20 protein-coding genes, 1 pseudogene and 1 other annotated feature are annotated in these 19,736 nt (G+C 69.2%); of the genes and pseudogenes, 9 read left to right on the forward strand and 12 right to left on the reverse strand.

The genetic code is table 11. The annotated features are described in order from the left end of the window. Window position 1: 1 nt before the first annotated feature. From I4I78_RS00905 to I4I78_RS00915, 3 genes are read right to left on the reverse strand one after another with little or no spacing between them, the layout of a single operon-like run. A complete protein-coding gene (locus tag I4I78_RS00905) occupies window positions 2–451 on the reverse strand; it encodes a hypothetical protein (protein WP_218609212.1) in 450 nt (149 codons plus the stop codon). After that, window positions 448–1,479, reverse strand: coding sequence for a phosphotransferase family protein (locus tag I4I78_RS00910; protein ID WP_218609213.1), 1,032 nt, complete (start codon window positions 1,477–1,479; stop codon window positions 448–450). The genes I4I78_RS00905 and I4I78_RS00910 overlap by 4 nt, the downstream gene beginning before the upstream one ends. Window positions 1,480–1,527: 48 nt before the next feature. Next, a complete protein-coding gene (locus I4I78_RS00915) occupies window positions 1,528–1,992 on the reverse strand; it encodes a hypothetical protein (protein ID WP_218609214.1) in 465 nt (154 codons plus the stop codon). Between the two features lie 316 nt (window positions 1,993–2,308). Between I4I78_RS00915 and I4I78_RS34090 the strand changes: the two are divergent. Together I4I78_RS34090 and I4I78_RS00925 are read left to right on the forward strand one after the other, a co-directional pair. Continuing rightward, window positions 2,309–2,464: pseudogene (locus tag I4I78_RS34090) on the forward strand (hypothetical protein); the annotation flags it as partial. 264 nt (window positions 2,465–2,728) lie between these two features. Next, window positions 2,729–3,547, forward strand: a complete 819-nt coding sequence (locus I4I78_RS00925) for an SDR family NAD(P)-dependent oxidoreductase (protein ID WP_218609216.1) — start codon at window positions 2,729–2,731, stop codon at window positions 3,545–3,547. Between the two features lie 231 nt (window positions 3,548–3,778). On the opposite strand, the gene I4I78_RS00930 is transcribed toward I4I78_RS00925, so the two are convergent. Together I4I78_RS00930 and I4I78_RS00935 are read right to left on the reverse strand one after the other, a co-directional pair. Next, window positions 3,779–4,846, reverse strand: a complete 1,068-nt coding sequence (locus I4I78_RS00930; RefSeq protein ID WP_218609264.1) for an MFS transporter — start codon at window positions 4,844–4,846, stop codon at window positions 3,779–3,781. Window positions 4,847–5,153: 307 nt separating this feature from the next. Beyond that, a complete protein-coding gene (locus I4I78_RS00935; RefSeq protein ID WP_218609217.1) occupies window positions 5,154–5,636 on the reverse strand; it encodes a GNAT family N-acetyltransferase in 483 nt (160 codons plus the stop codon). A gap of 119 nt (window positions 5,637–5,755) precedes the next feature. On the opposite strand from I4I78_RS00935, the gene I4I78_RS00940 reads away from it, so the two are divergent. The 7 genes from I4I78_RS00940 to I4I78_RS00970 all read left to right on the forward strand — a co-directional run bounded on the left by I4I78_RS00940 (window position 5,756) and on the right by I4I78_RS00970 (window position 14,188). Then, complete coding sequence (locus I4I78_RS00940) at window positions 5,756–6,487, forward strand: GntR family transcriptional regulator (RefSeq protein WP_218609218.1); 732 nt, start codon at window positions 5,756–5,758, stop codon at window positions 6,485–6,487. Window positions 6,488–6,566: 79 nt separating this feature from the next. Next, window positions 6,567–7,472, forward strand: a complete 906-nt coding sequence (locus I4I78_RS00945) for a dihydrodipicolinate synthase family protein (protein ID WP_218609219.1) — start codon at window positions 6,567–6,569, stop codon at window positions 7,470–7,472. Beyond that, window positions 7,469–8,965: an aldehyde dehydrogenase family protein gene (locus I4I78_RS00950; protein ID WP_218609220.1), complete on the forward strand. Its 1,497-nt coding sequence runs from the start codon at window positions 7,469–7,471 to the stop codon at window positions 8,963–8,965. Before I4I78_RS00945 ends, I4I78_RS00950 begins: the two co-directional genes overlap by 4 nt. Before the next feature lie 95 nt (window positions 8,966–9,060). After that, window positions 9,061–10,239: an enolase C-terminal domain-like protein gene (locus I4I78_RS00955; RefSeq protein ID WP_218609221.1), complete on the forward strand. Its 1,179-nt coding sequence runs from the start codon at window positions 9,061–9,063 to the stop codon at window positions 10,237–10,239. Window positions 10,240–10,302: 63 nt separating this feature from the next. Continuing rightward, on the forward strand, window positions 10,303–11,655 hold the full coding sequence (locus I4I78_RS00960; RefSeq protein ID WP_218609222.1) for an MFS transporter: 1,353 nt from the start codon (window positions 10,303–10,305) through the stop codon (window positions 11,653–11,655). Window positions 11,656–11,715: 60 nt separating this feature from the next. Next, window positions 11,716–13,050 carry an Nramp family divalent metal transporter gene (locus tag I4I78_RS00965; RefSeq protein WP_218609223.1) on the forward strand — a complete coding sequence of 445 codons (1,335 nt, stop codon included), beginning with the start codon at window positions 11,716–11,718 and terminating at the stop codon, window positions 13,048–13,050. Window positions 13,051–13,075: 25 nt separating this feature from the next. Continuing rightward, the gene (locus tag I4I78_RS00970) at window positions 13,076–14,188 is read left to right on the forward strand and encodes an Ldh family oxidoreductase (protein WP_218609224.1); all 1,113 of its coding nucleotides are present in this window, start codon (window positions 13,076–13,078) and stop codon (window positions 14,186–14,188) included. Window positions 14,189–14,275: 87 nt separating this feature from the next. Here the strand turns inward: I4I78_RS00970 and I4I78_RS00975 are convergent, their stop codons facing one another. The 7 genes from I4I78_RS00975 to I4I78_RS01005 form a co-directional block, all read right to left on the reverse strand. After that, window positions 14,276–14,506: an integrase core domain-containing protein gene (locus I4I78_RS00975; protein WP_218609225.1), complete on the reverse strand. Its 231-nt coding sequence runs from the start codon at window positions 14,504–14,506 to the stop codon at window positions 14,276–14,278. A 22-nt stretch (window positions 14,507–14,528) separates the two neighbouring features. Continuing rightward, entirely contained in the window at window positions 14,529–15,317 is a 789-nt protein-coding gene (locus tag I4I78_RS33635; RefSeq protein ID WP_308251833.1) for a transposase, read from the reverse strand. Then, window positions 15,220–15,615, reverse strand: a complete 396-nt coding sequence (locus I4I78_RS34095; RefSeq protein ID WP_218609227.1) for a transposase — start codon at window positions 15,613–15,615, stop codon at window positions 15,220–15,222. Before I4I78_RS34095 ends, I4I78_RS33635 begins: the two co-directional genes overlap by 98 nt. A gap of 80 nt (window positions 15,616–15,695) precedes the next feature. After that, entirely contained in the window at window positions 15,696–16,523 is an 828-nt protein-coding gene (locus tag I4I78_RS00990) for an IS3 family transposase (RefSeq protein WP_218609265.1), read from the reverse strand. Beyond that, window positions 16,484–16,615 (reverse strand) — a sequence feature (AL1L pseudoknot). Its footprint overlaps the gene before it by 40 nt. Next, window positions 16,573–16,908 carry a transposase gene (locus I4I78_RS00995; RefSeq protein WP_218609228.1) on the reverse strand — a complete coding sequence of 112 codons (336 nt, stop codon included), beginning with the start codon at window positions 16,906–16,908 and terminating at the stop codon, window positions 16,573–16,575. Its footprint overlaps the feature before it by 43 nt. Window positions 16,909–16,963: 55 nt before the next feature. Further along, window positions 16,964–17,644, reverse strand: a complete 681-nt coding sequence (locus I4I78_RS01000; protein ID WP_218609229.1) for a FadR/GntR family transcriptional regulator — start codon at window positions 17,642–17,644, stop codon at window positions 16,964–16,966. 416 nt (window positions 17,645–18,060) lie between these two features. After that, window positions 18,061–19,710 carry an iron ABC transporter permease gene (locus tag I4I78_RS01005; RefSeq protein WP_218609230.1) on the reverse strand — a complete coding sequence of 550 codons (1,650 nt, stop codon included), beginning with the start codon at window positions 19,708–19,710 and terminating at the stop codon, window positions 18,061–18,063. Between the last annotated feature and the right edge of the window lie 26 nt (window positions 19,711–19,736).

Here is a 19,736-nt window from a genome sequence, read left to right on the forward strand (position 1 = left end):
GTCACCCTCCTGCCTTCGGTACGTCTGGCACCATCCGCATCGGGTAGCGGCGCGCGCGCTCGTCGAAGTGCGCAGCGATCGCCCCGTGTTCCGGGCTCGTCGGGTCGATCGCGACGACGACCTCGGAGAGCAGCGCCCGCAGCCCGTCGCTTCTGACGTCGACCGCGACGACGTCCAGCGGATCGACCGGCGCCTCGTCGAGCGCCTCCGCGATCCGTGCGCCGAGGGGCGCGGGGGCCGCCTCGCGGGCGCGGCCGAGCAGGGTGGCGGTCTCAGCGACGTCCCAGTGCAGGAACGGCAGGATCGCGGCCCAGCTCGTCTCCAGCATCCGCAGGTTCTTCACCAGCCCGCGCAGCACCTCGGCGGCGGGGGTGCCCTCGATCTCGGGCGACACCACCCGCTCGAGCGCGAGGCAGGTGCCCGCCAGCTGCTCGGCGACGGTAGGCCTCATCGTGGCCCCTCCTCGATCATCCGCAGCATCGCCCGTATGAGCCAGGTCGGGCTGTGGTGCACCCGGTCGAACCGGCCGGCGACGAACTCGTGCTGGCCGGTCAGCACGATCACGGCGAGCTTCCAGCAGGAGAACACGTTCCACCAGGTGAGCTCGGCGTCGTCCACCGCGTGGCCGGTCGCGGCCGTGTAGGCCGCGACGATCTGCTCCCGCTCCCAGAGCCCACGGATCTGGTGCTCCTTCGCCCGGACCGGGTTGGTGATCCAGCCCAGGTCCTCCAGCGGGTCCCCGAGGTGCGCGGTCTCCCAGTCCAGCACCGCGCTGATCCGATCGCCGACGACGAGTGCGTTACCCGGCTTGAAGTCACCGTGCACGAGCACCGTTCGGGTCGAGCGGCGTGCCCGCTCGCGCAGCCAGCGCAGCACGAGCTCGAGCTCGGGCACCGGTTCGAGGGCAACCCGGCGCAGCTCGCCCTCCCACCGGTCCAACGCGGCGACCGCTGCGTCGGCACCGGGATCCTTGAGCGCACCATCGAGCCGGTGGGCGCGCCAGTCCACGTGCTGGATCCACACCAGCTGCTCCAGGAAGGCCCGGGCGAGGCCCGACCTGACCGGCTCGGAACGGTCCGAGTTCAGCACGAACCAGTCGCAGACACCCTCGACCCGCTCCATCACCAGCGACGGGCTGCCGAACACTGCCCCGTCCTCGTCCAGCCACAGCGCCCGCGGGGCAGCGACCGGCGTCGGCTCCAGGGCCTGGAGCACCGCGAACTCCTCGCGACGCTCGGTGTCCAACAGGCTGCCTGCGGGGTCGCGGCGCACGATCAACGGCAAGTCGTGCTCCCCCGCGGTGTCCCGCCATGCGGCGTTCAGGACCCAGTTCTCCCGGGAGAGCCCGCCCGAGATGCGGACCAGCCCGGTCAGCCGTAGGTCCTCGACCCCGGGAACCCGCTCCCGGATCAGTCGCTCCAGGTGAGCGGCGACACCTCCCGGGTCGGGTTCGTGCTCTTCGGCGACGGATGGCGGCACGTGCGCAACTCCTCCCGGCGGAGCCGTGGCCGGCCCGCCGCACGATCGTCAGTCCTTCAGGAACGAGCGGGCGACCGCGTGCAGCTCGGCCACCTCGAACATCTCCCCGTCCGGGATTCGCTCGTAGCTCGGGGCGGTCAACATGTAGACGTCCTCGCCGATCAGCCGGGCCCGCTCGTCGTAGCGCCAGAACATCGCCATCGGCAGCAACTGCGCGTACATCTGATCGTCCGCGGCGAGGTCGGCACCCTCCGCAGCAAGAACCCTGCCGGTGGTGAACCGCACGAACGTCGAGTACGACGCGACGCCCCAGTCGTTCACCCAGCAGATGTGGTCCTGAAAAGTCGACACGACCTCGTTCACCGCGTCGTAGTAGCCCTGGACCGCGTCCATGCCCTCGTAGGCGGCCAGCGACGGACCCCACTTCACGTGGTAGATCGGCTCCTCGACTGTCATCTCCGGGGTCAGGATCTTCTTGTCCTGCCCGGAGAACTCCAGACCGGCATGCCGCAAGAAATTGTCGAGAATCGCCTGGCGGTGCGCGTCTCTCTCACCTTCACGCGCGTCAGAAATCACCTGAAGACAGTCACGGAATGCGCGCAGATAACGGTTCACGACGTCGTGCCCCTTCACTTCAAGATCGAGTTGAACCTGGCGAGGACGCATGTCGCCGACAGACCGCTACTCCGCGTGAAGCGCGACCGCGGTGGCGACAAGACACAACTTGACACATCAGAATGTCGATTGCAAGGGTACCGAGCGAGCGATCGGTCGGAACGTCGAAGGAGCTGGTCCGAATGATCTATCCCGGTGCCGGGAACGTCGTGCAGTGCTGTTTCGTCGTCGACGAAATCGAGGCCGCGATGCAGCGCTGGCGCAGGTCGGCGGGACCCACGTCGAGCTCATCCAGCAACTCTGCGACGGTCCGAGCGTCTACCGCGACGCCTTCCCCGACGGCGTCGGGGGCTTCCATCACGTCGCCGTGCTCGTGCCGGACGTCGACGCCGCCCGCCGCTTCTGCGAGGAGCGCGGGATCGGGATTGCCATGTCGCTGACGTTCGGCCAGACCTCGGTCATCTACGCCGACACGCGCCGGGGAACTCGGGTGCATGACCGAAGTGCTTCGCGACGACGACGCGATCGTCGAGCTGTACGCCCACGTCGCCGCGACCGCGGTCGGCTGGGACGGGACTGATCCCGTTCGCGGCCTGCCGACCTGACCCCACACACAGCGAAGGAGCTGGTCAGCATGTCAGAGTCACCCCTGGTCCGCACGGCTTCCCGGTTCACCGGGAAGGTCGTGATCGTGACCGGAGCCGGAGCCGGGATCGGCTGGGAGACCGCACGCCGGTTCGCCGGCGAGGGCGCCCGCGTCGCGCTCTTCGAGCTCGAGGAGACTGCCGGGAATCACATCGCCGAGGTCATCGAGGCCGACGGCGGCGAGGCCATAGCCCTGACCGTCGACGTCACCGACGAGAACGCCGTCGCCGCCGCCATCGACACGGTTCTGAAGACCTGGGGCCGGCTCGACGTCGTGGTGAACAACGCCGGCCACGGTGACCCACGGTTCGTCGCCGACATGACGGTCCCCGAGTGGGACCACATGCTCACGCTGAACCTGCGATCGGTGTTCGTGATGTCCCGCGCGGTGTGGCCGGTGTTCACCGACGCGGGCGGCGGCGCGATCCTCAACGCGTCGTCGATCACCGGTCGGATGGCGATGTTCGGCCTCGCCGCCTACGGCGCATCCAAGGCCGCAATCGCCACCGCGACCCGCGTGATGGCCATCGAGGGCGGCAAGGTGGGCATCCGGGTCAACTGCGTGTCCCCCGGCTACATCCTGACTCCCGGCTTCCAGGAGTTCATCGACCACCAGGACGACCCGCAGGCGTTCCACGACTCAATGGCCAACCAGTCGGCCCTGCGCCGCTTCGGCTCACCCGGCGACGTCGCTGAGGCCTACCTATACCTCGCCTCCGACGCCGCCGCCTGGGTCACCGGAACCGATCTCGTCGTCGACGGCGGGATCACGGCGGGCCAGCTGCCGGACTCCGATCCGCGCAACTGACCGCCACCATCCACACCGATCAAGGGAAATCATCATGAACATGGACTGGGCAGCGGAGTACATCCGCTCCTTCGCCAAGGGCCCCGAACTGGTCCTCGCCCACTGGGCGACCGAGGGACCGATCGTGCACGAGGACCCCGTCCTCGGGCAGCGCAGCACGACGCGCGAAGCCATCGCCGCGACGTTCGCCACATACGCCAACACCGACCCCACGAACGGCATCGGAATCCATCAGTTCGTCGCCGACGAGTACATCGAAAACGACCACAGCGGCGTCACCCACTGGACCTGGACCGCCGAGCACTGCGCATCCTTCCTCGCGGTCAGCACGAAGCCGGAGGCGACCATCACCGTGGCGTTGGGCGCGAAGGCGAAGATGAGCAGCGAGAGGGCGACCACCACCATGCTCACCGCGCCCACGGCCCGCCGCTCGAACCGGTCGATGACCGGATAGGCGAGGAACGCGCCGGGCACACTGGCCAGGGAGATGGAGAACGCGATGCGCAGTGCCTCGGCGTTGGGGAGCCCGCGCTCGACCAGCAGCGTCGCCACCCAGCCGTTGAAGCCGTAGTTGAGCAGGATGAAGCAGATCATGCAGATCGACAGGACCACGAGCCGGCCGAGATACCTCCGGGTGAACAGGTCACCGAGGACACCCGGCGCCGTCTCCTGGGCCACGACCGGGTCGGGCAGCGCACCGCCGATCTTCAGCCGGGCCTTCGCCTCCAGGCGGTTCACCAGCCGCTCCGCCTGGACCGTCCGTCCGTTGTCCACCTGCCAGCGCACCGACTCGGGGAGGATGCGCAGTCCGAGGATGCAGCCGACGACGCCGAGCGCGCCGACGCCGATCACCCACCGCCACATGCCCGGGCCGAGCGGCACCAGCAGGCTCGAGATCCCGGCCACGAGCGACACGCCGATGCAGCCGAGGCCCAGGAGGATCGCCTGGTAGCGGCCGCGCAGGTGCGGGTACATCTCACTGACGAAGACGAGCAGGACCCCCGTCATGGCCTGCAGGCCGATCCCGGTCAGGATGCGGAACACCCCGAGCCACTCCACGTTCGGCGACGCGGCGGCGGCGAGCGAGAACAGCGAGTAGAAGACGACGGAGCTCAGAATGACCGTCCGGCGTCCGATGCGGTCCGCCAGCCTCCCGCCGAGGACGGCGCCGAACATCATGCCGACGAAGGTGATGGACGTGAGTAGACCGATGGTGCCGATCGAGAGACCCCACTCGGCCCGGAGCGCCGTGTACCCGCCGGTGTCGCGCCGTCGACAGCCGGCGGCTGAATCATCGATAGTCGGTACGGTTGATCATGCATCGTCCGAAGGCCATGGCGGTGCCAAGCCGACCACGCACAGCCGGTGAAAGCTGTCCGAGCCCCCGCCGCGACACCCGAAGCGCGCGTTCGCCCAGTTGCTGCAGCCGGTGCAAGGCGGACCGCCCAGGGGTCAAGACATGCTCAAATAGGCCGCGACTGACGTCGCAGACGAAAACAGCGGTGCAGATCTCGAACGAACCCGTCGGGCCTGTTCCCCGCGTTCTGGCCGCTGCTCCACCCGGCCGCTCCGGCGCGGCGGTCGGTGTGTCGGTTCCGGCATCAACCTATAGATTCAGGTGAAACCAGTGTTCATCGCAGAACACCCCTGGCGCGACCTGTAGCGCCCGAGGGAATACACCGACTTGAGTCCATCCTCGCCGGGAGTAGAACTCGGGCAGCGGCCCGCCGCCGCGCGTCGACAACCGCAGCTGGAGAAACCCACGCTGTCGCGCGCTGTCGACGACGCGCTCGAGCAAGCGACTACCGATGCCGGCACCTTGGCAGGATGGCTCGACCATCAGTTTCGTGACGGCCGCCCGATGCTCGAACAGGTTCCCTTGTGCTGGCCTGAGCACTACCAGCCCGCGCAGTCCCCCAGCTCCTCGTTCGACGAGCATGTGCTCCGTCCCTTGAACCGTGCCCTCGTGCAGGGCGGCGGCTGCTGTCTCGATCTCGCGGCCTGGTACGTCCGCAGGGAATCCGACTGCGCCACCCGAGCGCACCACGGCCTCCCACAAGGCGACGACCTCTTCGACCGTTCTTGTCACGGGCCCCTCCGCTCACGTCGGCAACGGGGCGGTTCTTGACCCCACCCACATCGGATCCTACAGTCCTTCATATCTCGTATATGAGAGTCGAGGACGGGAGCCCGATGCAGAGCAGTCCCATGGATGCCACGACCGCCGTGCGGCTGTCGTTGGCCGACGCGGACAACGATCCGCTGGCGAACCGCACCGACCGTGCGTTGTCGGTTGTGAAGCGCGGCATCCTCACCGGCCGGTTGCGCCCCGGTCAGCAGCTGATCGAGTCCGAGATCGCGGAGATGCTCGGCATGTCCAAGACGCCCGTGCGGGAGGCACTGAAGACATTGGTCGGGAGCGGGCTGGTCAGCCTGAGCCGGTACAAGGGTGCGGTGGTCCGCGAGCTGGACAGTGCCGCGGCCGCCGCGATCTACGATCTCCGCATCCTGCTCGAGCCCGAGGCCGTCCGCCGGACGGTGGCGGGCGGCAGCGACCTCGACACCGCGTCGACCGCGTTGGATCGGGCGCTCGGGGCGGGCGAGGCCGGCGACGAGGTCGAGATGAGCCTGGCCAACCGCGAGTTCCACCGGTCGCTCTATCTCGGCTGTGGCAACCCGTTGCTGGTCGCCACACTCGACGGGCTGAAGGACCAGACCGCCCTCGTCAGCGTGTCCGGATGGCGGGCTGCCGGTGGCTGGCGCACCGAGGCAGACGAGCATCGCGCAATCCTCGATGCCGCTCGTGCCGGTGACAGCACACGCGCTGCCGACTCGCTACGCGACCACATCGCGGGCTTCGTCGCGCGGGTTCTCCCCCGGCTCGGCCGCACCGTAGATCCGACCGACCGGAACGGGCCCGCGGAGCAAACCGCCGGCTGAGGCTCACACGAGACCACCTTCCCTCCGGGACCGATCGGCTCCGGAGGCGATGTCCCCTGCCTACACACCGAGGAGCGCCATGGACTTCGACGAGATTCGGACCAGACTGGCTGATGTCGTCGCGATCACGCCGACACCGTTCACTGCCGACGACACCATCGACGCGCCCACCTTCGAACGTCTCGTCGGCCGGATGGTCGACGGCGGGGTGCGGGTACTGACGGCCAACGGCAATACCGGCGAGTTCTACACCCTGACGCCGGCGGAGACCCGTGCTGTAGTCGACCTGACCGCGTCAGCGATCGGAGAGCACTCTCTCCTCGTGGCGGGCGTCGGGTTCGACGTCACCACGGCCGTCGACTCGGCCCGCCATGCCGCGTCACGCGGCGCCGCAGCCGTCATGGTGCACCAACCGGTGCACCCCTACGTGTCCCGTCGCGGCTGGATCGACTACCACCGCGCCATCGCCACCGCAGTGCCGGAAGTGGCGGTGATCCCCTACGTCCGCAACACACGGATCGCTGCGAGCGACTTCGGTGAACTCGCCGACGCCGCTCCCAACGTGGTGGCCGTCAAGTACGCGATCCCCGACCCAGCGCACTTCGCCGCCGTGGCTCGTCGCGCAGGGCTGGACCGGTTCACCTGGATCGCCGGGCTCGCCGAGCTGTCGGCGCCGTCCTACGCCTCCGCCGGCGCCACGGGCTTCACCTCGGGCCTGGTCGCTGTCGTACCCGAGCTGTCGCTGGGGATGCACCGGGCCCTCGCCGCGGGTGACTTCCCGGCGGCGATGCAGATCTGGGACACCGTCCGGGACTTCGAGTACCTTCGCGCCGCCCACGACAACGCCGACAACGTCAGCGTCATCAAGGAGGCCTTGCACCAGATCGGATACGGCCGCCCCGACGTCCGGCCACCGGCATCACGGCTCGACGCCGACGCGCGTGGCGACGTCGAGAAGATTCTCGCGGCGTGGGGTGTCCGATGAGCGCCGCAGTCACCACCGTGGACCCGCGGAGCGGGATGTCGACGAGCACGGACCTGCACGAGACCGACCCGGCCGACGTCGCCGCCGCCTGCTCGGCAGCGGCCGCCGCGTCCCGCGAGCTCGACGCCGCCGGCCGGGGGTTCCGCGCAGGGCTGCTCACCACCATGGCCGACGCCCTGGAACAGCGGCGCGAGGACGTCGTCGCGACCGCCGACCGGGAGACCGCCCTCGGCCCGGACCGGCTCAACGGCGAGCTGACACGTACCGCATACCAGCTCCGGCTCTTCGCCGACGTTCTCCGGGAAGGCTCCTACCTCGAGGCGACCATCGACCACGCCGGTGACACGCCGATGGGACCGCGCCCCGACCTGCGCCGGATGCTGGTCCCGGCCGGGCCGGTCGCGGTGTTCGGCGCGAGCAACTTCCCGCTGGCCTTCTCGGTGCCGGGAGGCGACACCGCGGCGGCGCTGGCGGCGGGCTGCGCCGTGGTGGTGAAGGCGCACGGCAGCCACCCGCTGACCTCGGCCCTGTGCGGCGAGATCCTCGCCGGGGCGGCGGCCGACGCCGGCGCGCCGGCGGGCACCGTCGCGGTCGTGTTCGGTCGCGGGGCAGGGGAGGCACTGGTCGGCGACCCGCACGTCACGGCGGTCTCGTTCACCGGCGGGCACGCGGGCGCCTCGGCGTTGAAGCGCCTCATCGCCCAGCGTCCGGACCCGATCCCGTTCTACGGCGAGCTCGGCAGCGTGAACCCGCTCCTGGTCACCTCGATCGCGGCAGCGGAGCGCGCCTCGGACATCGGCTCCGGCCTGGTCGGTTCGTTCACCCTGGGCGGCGGCCAGTTCTGCACCAAACCCGGCCTCGTCCTGGTCCCGGCGGATGCGGCCGGCGACGCGGTGATCGAGGCCGTGCGGGAATCCCTCGCCGAGGTCGCGCCGCCGGTACTGCTCAACCGCGGGATCAGCGACTCCTACGCTAAAGCTCTCGCCGGTCTGACCCGCTACGACCCGATCGTCGGGACCACCCCGGACGGGCAGGGATTCGCCGCGCGTCCCGCCGTCCTGGTCACCGACCGGCTCGACGACGCTCTGCTCGACGAGGTCTTCGGGCCGCTGGCCGTGGTCGTGCGCTACCGGCCCGATGAGCTCGCGACCCTGCTGCGCCGCCTTCCCGGATCTCTCGTCGCCAGTGTGCACGGCGGCAGCTCTGCCGACGCGGAGCGGGACGCCGCCGCCGCGGTGCTCCGGGAGCGGACCGGACGGCTGCTCTTCGACGGCTTCCCCACCGGTGTCGCCGTGTCATGGGCGCAGCACCACGGAGGCCCGTGGCCCTCGACCGACAGCTTCCACACCTCCGTCGGGACCACGGCGATCCGCCGCTTCCTGCGCCCCATGGCCTGGCAGGCCGCTCCGGAGCACGTGCTGCCTGAGGAGCTGCGCGACGGCACCGTCTCGGTTCCCCGCCGGGTGGACGGAGCGCTCGTCCTCCCTTCCTGACCCACCCGTTCCGACCGTTGCATCCAGCCGGGCATGCCGCCGCCGCCCGGTCGACGCCGCCTGCGCACAGCAGGGCGGCACGAGAGGAAATCCACGTGAGCACGCTCATCGACAAGGTCGAGGTCGTCCAGTTCGACGTCGACACCCCCGGCTACACCCGCACCTTCGACGTCGACGTCCGCGGCGGTTCCTGGTACTACCAGCCCGGCGTCACCGGCAAGCGCGCCGTCGTGATGGTCCGCGTGCACACCACCGACGGCCACGTCGGCGAGTACGCCAACCACGCACCGACCGGTGCCGCACAGCAGGCCGCCGACGTGGCCAGGATCGCCATCGGCCGTCCCTGGCACGCCCGCGAGCAGATCCTGCGCACCGGCCGGCGGCTGTCCCGCCCCGCCCACTCCTACGGCTTGTGCCTGTTGGACAACGCGCTGTGGGACCTGGCGGGCAAGGTCTACGGCGCCTCGTTGACCGAGCTTCTCGGGGGCGGCCGGGAGCGGGTCCGGGCCTATGCCTCCTCGGTGAACTCTGATCGGGCGGGAAGCCTCAGCACGAAAGAGGAGGTGGCAGCCTTCTTCGGGTCCCTACGTGAGCTGGGCTGGACCGGGTTCAAGATGCATAGCTGGCACGAGGGCGACAAGTGGGAGGAAGCCGAGAACGTCGCGCACATGCGCGCCACCCTGGGCGAGCGCGCCGACCTCATGCTCGACCCCGCGTGTGTCTTCGATTCGGTCTCGGATGCGATCTTCGTGGGCAAGGCGTGTCAGGAAGCGGGGTTCCGCTGGTACGAGGACCCCCTGCGGCCGCTCGGCATCGGAGCCTTCCAGCACAAGCAGCTGCGCGACGCGCTCGACATCCCGATCCTGCAGACCGAGCACGTCCCGGGCCCCGAGGCCAAGGCCGACTTCCTGCTCGCCGGGGGCACCGACCTGCTCCGCGTCGACGCCCACTACGACCTCGGCATCACCGGCTGCCTCAAGACGATCAAGTTCGCCGAGTCGCTCGGGGTGAACGTCGAGGTACACGGCCCGGGCCCCATCCACCGACACCTGGTCGCCGCCATGCAGGCGACCTCGCTCTACGAGGTCGCCAACGTCTCACCGCACCTGGACGACCCATCGCCGGAGATCTACACCTGTGGCTACACCGACGGCTATACCTCCATCGCCGCTGACGGCACCCTTCCCGTGCCCTCCGGCCCTGGGATCGGCGTGACCTACGACGACGAGCTGGTGACCAAGCGAGCCACCGCCACGGTCACCGTCACCGACTGACCCATTTCCGGTGGGCCCGCGCGTCGCGGGCCACCGCCCCTCCCCTTCAGCGAGGCAGGTGCAATGCAGCACTCCGCAGAGGCGGTCCCTGCGCCGGAGTCCCAGGCGCTCGAGTCCGCCACCCGCAAGGCGTTCCGCAGGCTCGTCCCACTCGTGATGATCATGTTCGTCGCGAACTACATCGACCGGGTCAACATCGGCTTCGCCAAGGACGCCCTCGAGGCCGACTCGGGCATCGGCGCCGGAGCCTTCGGTCTCGGCGCAGGCCTGTTCTTCATCACCTACGCGATCTTCGAGGTGCCGAGCAATATCCTGCTCGAACGCTACGGCGCCAAGTTCTGGCTCACCCGGATCATGGTCAGCTGGGGTCTGGTTTCGGCGGCCATGATGTTCGCCCACAACGAGTGGATCTTCTACGCACTCCGGCTCGCTCTGGGAGCCGCAGAGGCCGGCTTCTTCGCCGGAGTGATCTTCTTCTTCACCCAGTGGTTTCCCAACGCCACCCGTGGACGCGCGAACGCCGCCCTGTACTCGGCCTCGACCATCGCCGCCGTCATCGCGGGTCCGATGTCCGGTGTGCTGCTCGGCATGCACGACGTGCTCGGTCTGCGCGGTTGGCAGTGGATGTTCCTCATCGAGGGCCTCGCCGCGATCCTGATCGGCGTCCTGGTCTGGTTCCGCCTCGAGTCCCAGCCCCGCGACGCCGACTGGCTGAGCGAGCAGGAGAAGGACGCTCTCACCACGAAGTTGCAGGCCGAGGAGGCCGAGCGCCTCGCCACGAAGCAGGAGAAGGCTCCGTCGCGCTGGTCCATGCTCCGCGACCCGCAGATGCTGCTGTTCTGTTTCGTCTACTTCGCCGCCCAACTCGCCCAGTACTCGGTGACCTTCTGGCTGCCCAGCTTCGTGCGCGACATCGGAGGCCTCAGCGAGTTCATGATCGGTGTCATCGCGGTCGTGCCGTTCGCGGTGGCGTTCTTCGCCATTCTCGCCGCGGGCCGCATCTCCGACGCAACCGATCTGCGGCGCACGGTCCTCGGGGCCGGCTTCGTGCTCGCGGCCGTGGGCCTGGTGGCGGCGGCGATCACCGCTCCGGTGCTGGCCGTCGTCATGCTCATCGTGGCCACCGTCGGCTTCAAGGTCGCCGCATCGTCGTTCTACGTGATCCCGCAGCAATACCTCGTCGGGGCCCTCGCCGCGCCCGGCCTCGCCCTGATCAACTCCGTCGGCAACCTCGGCGGCTTCGTCGCCCCGACGATGATGGGGCAGGTTCAGGAACGCACCGGAAGCGTCTCCGGCGGCCTGATCGTCGTCGCAGCCTGCTGCATCGTCGCGCTCCTGGCCTGCAGCCTCCTCAAGTACGTCTCGCCCTCCCGCACAACGGCACCGGTGACCGCCTCGGGCACCGCGACCGGCTGACCCGGCACGAACATCGCCCGGCAGGCGCCCCGTCGACAACGACGTCACTCGGAGGTCACCATGTCAGAACTCACCCCGCCCACCACGGAGGCGAACGGCACGGAGTCCGTGCGGACCGGCCGCGCCGGTCGCCTGCTGGGGCATCTCAAGACCGTCGGTCCGGGACTCGTCGTCGCTCTGACGTGGGTCGGCGCAGGCGATCTCGTCGAGAACACCGTGGCCGGCGGCAACTACGGCTACGCACTGCTGTGGGTCATCCCGCTCTCACTGGTCTTCCGGTTCTTCCTCGTGTCCACGATCGCCCGCTACCCGTTGTTCAACGTGCACGGCGACACGAGCATCGTCCGCGGCATCGTGCGGCTTCGACCGGCGCTGGGCTACGTGTTCGGCGCAGCTCTGCTGCTGTACTGCTACATCAACATGGCGTTCATGCTGAGCGGCGTCGGCACCTCGCTGGAGGCCCTCACCGGCGGCACCATCAACAGGTTCTGGGGCGCCGTCCTCGGCGTGCTGACCATCGTGATCCTGGTGGGACGCGGGGTGTACTCCACCCTGGAGACCGCCTTCAAGATCATCCTCGCGGTGCTGAGCCTGGCCTTCGTCGTCGCCGTCGCGCTGGTGGGCGTCGACTGGCCGGCGCTGGCGAGCGGTCTGGTCGGGTTCGAGCTGCCCCCAGACGTGGGCTTGTTCAGCTCCGGGCTGCTACTGCTGAGCCTCGTGATGGCCAGTGTGGGATCCCTGGCGAACCTGATCTATCCCCAGATGATGGAGGAAAAGGGCTGGACGACACCGCAGCACCGCCGCAAGCAGCAGCTGGATCTGCTGTTCGGCACCGTCGCGGTCGCGTTCCTCGGCGTCATGATGTGGATCGTCGGGGCCGAGGTACTACACGGAGGGCCACCCGCGACCACCGACCGGCAGATCGCCGGCGCGCTCGGTGGAGCGATCGGCCCGGTCGGCACCTACATCTTCTACTTCGGCCTTCTGGCGGCGACATGGACGACCGCGGCCGGTGTGCTGTTCAGCATCAGCAAGCTCGCTGTCCAGTCCTTCCGCACCGCGCGCAACGCCGCTCGTGACAACATCGAGGCACCGGTGGACACCCGGGGCGGGCTCTACCGGCTGTTCCTCGCGGTGGGGCTGAGCGCGCTGGTCTGGTCCTTGCCGTGGGCACCCGGGTTCGCCGCCCTGACGGTCGCCCTGGTGACCTTCCAGGCGCCCATGCTGGTGCTGACGGTGGTCGTACTGCTCGTCGTACTCAACCGGACATCGATGATGGGCACCCGCCGCAATCGGTGGTGGGAGAACGCTGTGTTGGTCGTCCTGCTCGGCTTCACCCTCTTCGCCTGCTACCACGGTTTCGCCGATGCCGTGTCGCTCATCGTCGCGGGCTGACCGCGGCCGCCACGGGAGAAACACCATGAGCACCGACACCTCCGTCGGCACCACCCGCTATGCCGCTTCCGACCTGACGCGTTTCGCCGAAGCGCTTCTGCGGGCTGCCGGCATCGACAACGATCACGCCGCAGCGATGACCGCCCGCATGATCGACGGTGACCTGCTCGGACACCGAACCCATGGCCTGTCCTTTCTCAGCACGTACCTCGACCGGATCAGCGGCGGCCACATCGGCAGTGCGGGCGCGCTCGAGACGCTGCACGACGACCGGGCCGCCATCGCCTGGCAGGCGAATCGCCTCCCGGGAGCATGGGTGATGGGAGAGGCGACCGCTCTCGCACTCGACCGCATCACGGACCACGCGGTCGTCACGGTGACCATCGCCAACTGCTCCCATATCGGATGTCTGCAGAGCTACTTGCTTCCCTTCACCGCCCGCGGGCTCCTGGTCACCCTCACCGCGACCAACCCCGGAGTGGCCTCGGTCGCGGCTCCCGGTGGCACCCAGGGAGTGATCACTACCAATCCCATTGCGATGGGAATTCCGACATGGAACGACCCGATCCTGATCGATCAATGCACGTCTGTGGGAAGCAACGCCCTGTTCGACGACTACGCCGCACACGGCGAACGCCTCCCCGGAGAGTGGTTGCTCGACGCCGCCGGTCTCCCGACAGACGATCCGACCGTCCTCCGAGCGGACCCGCCCGGAACGATCCAATCTCTGGGCCAGACAGACTTCGGCTACAAGGGGTTCGGCTTCGGCCTGATGTCGGAAGCGCTTTCGATCGCCCTGCCCGGCTACGGCCGTCGAACCCACCCGGGCAGATTCGGACAGGGAGTCTTTCTGCAAGTGATCGACCCTGCCCGGTTCTGCGGCTCGGATGCCTTTCTCGATGAGGTTACCCACCTGGTCACGACCATTCGTAACGACCCCGGCGCGGCTGGCGCAGCGGTGCGGCTACCTGGGGAACGAGCACTGTCCGCGCGTCGCGACCAAATCCGCGATGGCGTACTGGTCGAGCCTCAGACTCTTGCGCGTCTGGAGCCTTGGGCACGCCGCAGCCGGACCCCACTCCCCACACCTACAAGAGCGCCTATAACGATGCCTCCACCATCTACTGAGAGCGACTAGGTGTTGTGACCCCGGAGGTTGTTGACGACGGCGTGTCGTCTTGATCGGGGAGAGCCTCCGGTGCGGGGTGGGTGAAGCGCCCCGGGTTCAGTGGAGGCTGGGTTCTCCCGAGCTGGGTTCTTCTCGGGCTGGTTGGTGAGCGTAGTAGTTGTGTTCGTACTCGACCGGCGGGATGTTGCCGATCATGGAGTGCAGCCTGCGGGTGTTGAACCAGTGCACCCAGGACGCGGTCACGAGTTCGAGGTCATCGACGGTGCGCAGCGGCCCGTCCCGGCGGACGCATTCGGACTTGTAGAGCCCGATCAACGACTCGGCCATGGCGTTGATGCTCCTATAGTCGTCAAGCGACGAGAGCCAATTCCGGTGTTTTGTGTGGAGCCACCAGAATCCGATAGATCTCGCGGATCAGGTGGCGCTTGAGGCAGCGCAGGATCTCCTTCGTCGTCCGGCCTTCCTTCGCCCGTCGCGCGACGTAGGCGATCGTCGGCTGGTGGGAGCGCATGCGGACGACGAGGATCCGGTGTAGGGCGGCGTTGGCCTGGCGGTGCCCGCCTCGGTTGAGCCGGTGGCGGGTGGTCTTGCCGGAGCTCGCGGGGATGGGGCAGGCGCCGCAGAGCTTGGCCAGGGCGGCCTCGCTGTGAATGCGTTCGGGGTTGTCACCGACCACGATCAGCATCTCCGCTGCGGAGTCCGCGGCGATCCCGAACTGGCCGGTCAGCTGCGGTGCTGCGCGGTCAACGAGAGTGTCGAGGACACGCTCGTGGCGGCGCGCCTCGAAGTCGAGGCTGCGGTGGCGATCGGCCAGTGCGCGAAGGGTGTAGCGGGCTGCGGCTTCGGGACTGTCCATGGTCTCGTAGCGCAGGGCGCGGCAGGCATCGAGGAGCTCGCGGTCGTTGAAGGGCTCGAGAGCCTCGCGCAGCTCGGAGGGTGCGTTCACGAGGATGGTCTTGAGGGTGACGATCGCCTGGGTGCGGGCCTTGGTCGCGGTGTCCTTCGCGATCTTGATCTGGCGGATCATCTCGACGGTGCCATCACCGGTCTTCGGGGTGGCGGTTGCTGTGCCGGACAGGACGCTGCGGGCGGCGGTCTCGGCGTCGATGGTGTCGTTCTTGCCGCGTAGGTGTCGCACGGTGCGGTCGCCTCGATTGACCTCGACGACCTGGTCGCCCGCCCGCCGCAGGAACGAAGGCCAGCCCGGCGCCGTAGGAGCCGGTGCCCTCGACCCCGAACAGCACCTGTCCGCTGTCGTACTCGGCGGCGAGCCCGACGGCCCAGTCGCTCAGCTGCACGTAGCCGGCGCGATTGACGCTGATCGTGGTCGAGCCCAGCACAGCGCCGACCTGGTCGAGCGCGACTGCGACGTGGTTGTGCTTGTGGGTGTCGACTCCGACGACGATGCGCCGACGGTTCTCCTGCGGGATGCTCACTGTTGACTGCGGTCCTTCCCGGAAGCGTGGTCGACAGCGCGCCGGGCGGGCGGACAGGACTGTGATGGGACCTGCTCAGATCAGGCTCCTATGAGGTCACTGCCCGCTCGGCGCGCCATCTGTGGCGGTGTCGCCCGGGCAGCCGACAGATCAACGCCAGGGCACCGAGAGGGCCAGTCGTAAGCACGGGTCAGACCGACCGGGCGACGAACAGCAGTCTCACAGTCGTAGGAGTCACCGATCGAGCCGATCGAGGCCAGCGCACCGGCCTGGACGAGCCGGTCGCCGTAGCGAATGGCCGTGTATTGACTTCCGGCATCCGAGTGGTGGATCAACCCCTCAAGACGGCCATCAGTGGTCTGGCCTGCGTTTTCACGGGTCCACAGCGCCATCGCCAAGGCGTCAAGGGGGAGCTCGGTGGGCATCCGAGCCGCGCAGCGCCACCCCACGATCCGCCGGGAGTACACGTCGGAGACGAACGCGGTGAACACCGTCCCCGACCAGGTCGGCACGTAGGTCAGGTCGACCACCCAGAGCTGGTTCGGTTGCTGCGCGGTGAAGTCCCGGTCGACCAGGTCCGGGGCGCGCCCGGCCTGCTGGTCGGGCCGGGTGGTGATCACCGGCTGGCCGCGGCGCACCCCGCGCAGCCCGAGCTCGCGCATCAGCCGTTCCACGGTGCAGCGCGCGACCGGCCCGCCGCCCTGGCCGGTGACGCCATCGCGGCGCAACTGGTGCCACATCTTGCGGGCTCCGTAGAGGCCGCGGCCCTTGTCCCGGTCGAAGAAGGTGGCCTCGATCGTCTCGGCCAGCGCCGCGTCGTGCAGCGCCCGCCGCGACGGCCCCTGTTCTTGTGGGCGTAGTAGCCGCTCGCGGCGACCGCGATGCCCTGTGCGCGAAGGGCATCGCAGATCGGCTCGACCCCGAAACGGCCCTTGTGTTGATCGATGTAGGCCACGATCAGCGGATACGGCGGTCGAGCTCCGCCGCCGCGAAAAACGCCGACGCCGTCTTCAAGATCTCATTCGCCCGCCGCAGCTCGGCGTTCTCCTGCCGCAGCCGCTTGAGCTCATCGGACTCCGCCGTGGTCACACCCGGGGCCAGGCCGTCGTCGATATCGGACTGGCGGCACCAGCCGCGCAGTGTGTCGGGCAGGACCCCCAACTGCGGACCGATCCGCTTACACGCCGCGTTGACCGACAGCCCGGGCTCCTGTCGGCGTGCTTCCCGGACCATCCGCTTGGCCCGCTCGCGCATCTCGTCGCTGAACTTCCTCGGTGCCGGCACGATCTCCACCTTCCCGTGGAATCAGAGCCTCCACCACTCCCGGGGCGCTTCATCGCGTACGGGGTCAGTCGAACAACGCCGATGTCGCGGCATCAATATGCCGCTGCATCAGCCCACCGGCCGCCTTTTGGTCCTGCTTGCTGATCGCGTCGAGAATGCGTTCGTGGAACTGTTGGGCCGCACGGAGCGCGTCCGGCGACTGGTAGCGCTCGATGTCGATGGCGGCGCGGATGTTCGGGGCGATCGCGCTCATCGTCGCGGCGAGGATCTCGTTGCCGCTAGCCTCCGCGATCGACACGTGCCACTCGACGTTGAGGTCCAGGAAGCGCGGGATGTTCTCGACCAACTCGGACATCGTCGCCGTCAGCTCCTGCAGTTTCTGCACTTGCTCGTCTGTCCGGGCCCCCGCGGCCAGGGTCGCGCAGCGCGGTTCGAGCAGGTCCCGCACCTCGATCAGCGACGTGGTCTGCAGGCCACGACCACGGATGAACAGGTCCATGTGACGGACGACAGCCTCGCGCGGCGGCCGCTGCACGACGTAGCCGCCGCCTCGGCCGAGCTTGGCGTAGAGCAGTCCCTCCATCGACAGCGTGCCGAGCGCCTCGCGCACCGCCGACCGTGACAGCCCGGCGTCCTCGGCGAGCTCGCGCTCGGCCGGAAGCATCGATCCGGGGGGAACCGCGCCGGAGAGGATCCGGTCCCGCAGCTCGTCGGCAAAGACCTCGGGGCCGCGGCGCACCTGCACCCGGCCGATCCCGGGCGAGGTGCGGCCGGACGGCGTCGCATCACGGCGGTCGGCCGGCGGACCCCCTCCGGACGGCGTGCTGCCGGGCGGCTGGTCGTCGGAGGGAGTGGCCGAATCGGGGGACATACCAGTCATGGTCCACCGAGCCGCTATCTCGGTGCCCTCCCGCCCACCGAGAGCGCGCCGGTGCGGTGCGGCGCAGTACCGCGACGCGACTCGGTCGGCCGTTCGCCCCAGCGGGTCGATGCACAGTCGTCGGTGTGCCCCAGGAGCAGCGGGCCGGGCGCGTCGCATCCGTCGGCCGGGTCCCGACAACCGCGCGGCGAGCCACCACGCCGACCCGACGGCCGTCGAATGGCCGCGGTGGCGAGCAGGCCCCACGCGCTGCCACCTGCGCACAGCGCCCCATCACGGCGTCACCCGCGTCTCCTGCTCGGTGCACGCCCGCCCCCGCGCGTCAGACGCATCGAGACCAGCACCACCGCGGCCGATACTGCGGTGACGACCACTGAGAGCGCGGCCAGTTGCGGGTAGGTCCCGTTGGTCCACAGGTCCAGCGTCACCGACCCGACCACCGGGTTGGTGGTACCGGCGAGCATCACGGAGGCCGTGATGTCACCGGAGACCAGCACGAAAACGAGCGCCCATCCCGCGGCGAGCCCCGGCGTCATCAGCGGCAGGACGACCCGGCGGAAGGTGCGACCGGGCGGAGCGCCGCAGACCCGTGACGCCTCGGCGAGTGGGTCCCCAACCTGGGCCAACGCGGACTCGGCCGAGACCGAGGCCTGCGGCAGGTACAGCACGACGTAAGCCAGGAACAGCAGCATTACGGTCCCGGCCAGGCCGAACGGCGGCCCGGCAAGCGCGGCGACGAACGCCAGCGCCACCACGATGTGCGACATCGTGCCGGGCAGCTTGGTGATCCCGTTGACCAGCGTGCGGAGCGTCCCGCGTAGGTAGGTCCGGGCCGCGTAGGCGATCACCGCGGCGCCCAGCACGGCCGCGGTCGCCGCGACCAGCCCCAACAACACGCTGTTCACCAGCGCGTCGCGGGTAAGCCGGCGCCCGACCAGCACTTCACTGAACGCGTCGAGCTGCAGCGCCGAGAACCGGATGTTCGCGGACCAGAACGGCTGCAGCGAGACCACCAGCAGCCCCAGGAACGGCAGCACGGCCGTCACCAGCAGGTAGCCGAGCAGGAGCGCGCGGCTCGGAGCGCGCCAGCGTCCGAGCCGAAGCCGGGTCCCGCGCGCGGCGCGGCCCGAGATCGTCGCGAACCGGGACCGCCGCAGCACCGCGACCTGGGCCAGGTAGAGGGCCGTCACGGCCAGGAACAGCACCAGGCCGAGAACGATCGCCACGTCGGTGCGCGGCGGGAACTCGGCGGTCAGCAGGCGCACCACGGTGACGGCCAGCACCTCGATCCGGGCCTGCGTCCCCAGGATCACCGGCACCGAGTACAGCGCGAGCCCGAACACCCCGGCCAGCAGGGCACCGCCGAGGATCGCCGGACGCACCGACGGCAGGGTCACCGTCCGCAACACCCGTGCCGGGCCGGCGCCGCCGACCCGGGCGGCCTCCTCCATCGCCGGGTCGAGATTGCGCAGCGCAGCCGCCACCGTCAGGTAGACGTGCGGCACGAGATAGAGCGTGTAGACGAACACCAGACCGGGCCAGCTGAACACGTCCAGCGGGCCGGAGGTGATTTCGATCCCGACCAACCCGGCAGCGGCCCGGATCGCGCCGTTGAGGAACCCGGCATTCGGTGAGGCGAGCAGCGCCCACCCGATGGCCCCGGCGATCGGGGGAACCAGCAGCGGGACCACCGGCAGGATCCGGCTGACCCAACCGAGATGGGCGTCGGTGCGCTCGTCCAGCCAGGCGAACAGGCAACCGAGCACGACCGCACACCCTGTACTGATCACGAGCGCGATCACGGTGTTGAGCAGCATGGTCCCGAGGCCGGGCAGGGCCACCGCGGCGCTGACGGCCTGTCCGACGCCGCTTCCGAGCCCGGCCACCATCACCATGGGCGGACCGAGCACCAGTGCCACGACTGCGGTCACCAGCAGGGCCGAGCCGGGGCCGAACA

This window comes from Pseudonocardia sp. KRD291 (genome assembly GCF_019263595.1).
GTDB lineage: Bacteria > Actinomycetota > Actinomycetes > Mycobacteriales > Pseudonocardiaceae > Pseudonocardia.